This is a genomic window from Deinococcus betulae (assembly GCF_020166395.1).
GTDB classification, from domain to species: Bacteria; Deinococcota; Deinococci; order Deinococcales; family Deinococcaceae; genus Deinococcus; species Deinococcus betulae.
Genome location: NZ_JAIQXU010000067.1, coordinates 1 through 2,478, shown reverse-complemented (window position 1 = coordinate 2,478; position 2,478 = coordinate 1). Strand labels below are relative to the sequence as shown.

Genomic DNA, 2,478 nt, shown 5'->3' with positions numbered 1-2,478 from the left:
GGACAAAGAGCGAGCTGGTCGAGCACAGCTTAAGGTCGAGCCATGTCAGTCAGCAGCTCTGAAGCAGCAAGGAAGGGCTGCAAATATGCATTGATCATCAGTAAATTTGCCTCTCAAAATTGTCACGACGTGGCTGATCGCCTGACACAAAGTGAGGGAAAGCGTTCCAGGTAAGGGACACTTTCTGTTTGTGAGAACCGAAAATGCCATCGGGAACGCGCCCCGCCTCTATCAAGCCGTCTCCGCCCACATCCAGCAGGGATGTGGAGCGACATCCGGAACGCTCACTCATGGGTCTGGATGGTCACGGGCCTGCTGCGCTCAGGGCACGGTGGACCACGTGCTCACCCCTGCATCTGCCCGCACATTCCCTCAATATGGTGGGCAGCCTTGCGGTGCCGGCTATTTTGGCGGTGACCCGGTATCGCGACCTGGGGCTCGCGGGCTGACGAGACGGACGTCAAGGCAACCGGGACGCTCCCCACATGCTGAGTACGGGACAACAGCAGGCTTTGGCCACGTAACTGCACCCTATTTTGAGCAGGGCCTCGTGCTCATACATGGCGACCTTGATCTTGCATCCCCCGAACCTTCGAGGCCTCGAGTGAATGGGTGACGTTGGCCACCCAGAAGGCCCGAGCGGTATAGGAGTGAGTGCAGGGGTAGGCTCAGTCTCCTCGCCAGCCGCCTTCAGGAGGGCGCAGGCCTCGGCCTCCACGCGCAGGATTTTCAGGCGGCAAGCGTTATGGGCGGCGTTGCCGCCCTTGCCTGCCTCCAGGCGCTCCTCCATTCTGCCCAGCAGGGTGCGGGCTTCGGCAAAGTTGCCGTCCGGGGCGGCTTGCTTGGCTTCTTCGGCGGCGGTCAGCGCTTCGTTCATAGGCTGAGTTTTGCTTGGGTGACAGCCTCGGTGTCGTCGATATGTGGAAAAACACTGCTGTGTGCGAGAAAAATAGCAATTGGGCTGACCAAAAATGTGTGGGAAGTGATGCCTGTGCCCCTTCGCTCTATGGCGACCTATTCCGGCACAAATGGAGACGGCTCTCCACCAATGAACGTGCAGGCCACGTCCCCGAGCGGAACGTCCTCGCCCACATCCTGGTGCACGGCCACCACCCGGCGCATGACGACATCAACAGCAGCGCCAGAGTCAATGGCGGTGAGTTCTGCTGGTGTGACGAAGCCGGTCACGGACACCCCGCCCAGGGTCAAGTGGAGCACTTCAGAAGCTTCGGCAGCATCAGGCATCCGTTGAGCATAGAGCCTGTTCAGCGTTCTTCAAGAGGTGTTCGGTGGTCAAGGGCTGAGCTGCACGGGTCAGCTGAGCACAACAATGCGCCGCCCCAGAAGCAGGGCGGCGCGGGTAGAGGAAGCAATGGTATCGCAGAAAACACGCTACACGAGCCGACTTTTTCGGTGCGTCACGAGTTTTGACTGGTCGTCAGCTCACCGTTACCCTATCCAGCATGACCCCACCGGACTGGTTGCTTCAGGGGCTGGGCGGCGGAGCCGTGCTGGTGCTCTTGCTGCTTCTGCGTCCCTTCCTGCGCCGGACCCCACGCCGGGCCAAGGCGCCGCGTCAGCCCGTCCTGGATGAGTGGGAAGCCCGCCGCCTTGGGCATGAGCACGACGTGCTGCGGCCTGGTCTGCTGCACGCCCCATTTGACCGGGACAGTGTCAGCATGGGCGATGACGCCGCCGACCACTGGCGACTCCTGATGTTTGAGGACGATCTGCCCATCTCGACTGTGCTGGGGCCACCGATCTATAAGGTGCTGCCGTCCATTGCAGGCGGGCAGGCCACCTGGCTGGTGCAACTGCATGAGCCGCTGACTGATTCCATTCCGCCTGGTGCTGGCAATGTTCGCAGGGCAGAGCAGCTGCGCATCATCGATGTGGCTCTCGTGGCGCAGCAGTGGGCGGCACCGCGCCTGCTGGGCCCAGACTTTTCCGTTTCGCGTATAGGTAAAGGTCTATTGTATGCCCAGTATCTAGGGCAGCAGGACCCTGACGAACTGAGCCACTCAGCGCACCCTGCCGTCACGTCCGGCATACAATCGGCGCCGAGACGATGGACGTATGACCCGGCTCAGATTCCAGCCGAGCAGCGGGTGATGATTCGCTTGCCTTCAACACCATAAGCAGGGAACGCTACCACTCGTCCACCACCTCGAACCCTGGCCTCCGTACTGCCCACAGCCGCCCTAGCAGAGCATCCGCCTGCGCACCATTCGTGACGTGAACAAGCAGTTCAGGCGCCTGATCAACCCGCACACCACCGACGGCGTCCTGGTGGGGCAGGCCTGGCAGCGGCCCGGTGTCCCCATGATCTGCCTCGAAACCGCCCTGCCCACCAAGTTCAGAGACACCATCCACGAGGCCGTGAACCGCACCCCGGACCGCCCCGCCCGCTTTGACGGGATCGAGCAGGCGCCCAAACGCTTCCAAGTCATCCTGAACGACATGCACGCCCTCAAGACT

3 protein-coding genes and 1 pseudogene are annotated in these 2,478 nt (G+C 61.7%); 2 read left to right on the top strand and 2 right to left on the bottom strand.

The features are described 5' to 3' along the window. Nucleotides 1–460: 460 nt before the first annotated feature. The gene (locus K7W42_RS22615) at nucleotides 461–877 is read right to left on the bottom strand and encodes a hypothetical protein (protein ID WP_224577666.1); all 417 of its coding nucleotides are present in this window, start codon (nucleotides 875–877) and stop codon (nucleotides 461–463) included. A gap of 137 nt (nucleotides 878–1,014) precedes the next feature. Beyond that, nucleotides 1,015–1,245: a hypothetical protein gene (locus K7W42_RS22610; RefSeq protein ID WP_224577665.1), complete on the bottom strand. Its 231-nt coding sequence runs from the start codon at nucleotides 1,243–1,245 to the stop codon at nucleotides 1,015–1,017. 218 nt (nucleotides 1,246–1,463) lie between these two features. Between K7W42_RS22610 and K7W42_RS22605 the strand changes: the two genes are divergently transcribed. Further along, nucleotides 1,464–2,138, top strand: a complete 675-nt coding sequence (locus K7W42_RS22605) for a hypothetical protein (protein ID WP_224577664.1) — start codon at nucleotides 1,464–1,466, stop codon at nucleotides 2,136–2,138. Between the two features lie 97 nt (nucleotides 2,139–2,235). Further along, nucleotides 2,236–2,478, top strand: a pseudogene (locus K7W42_RS22600) (threonine synthase); the annotation flags it as partial.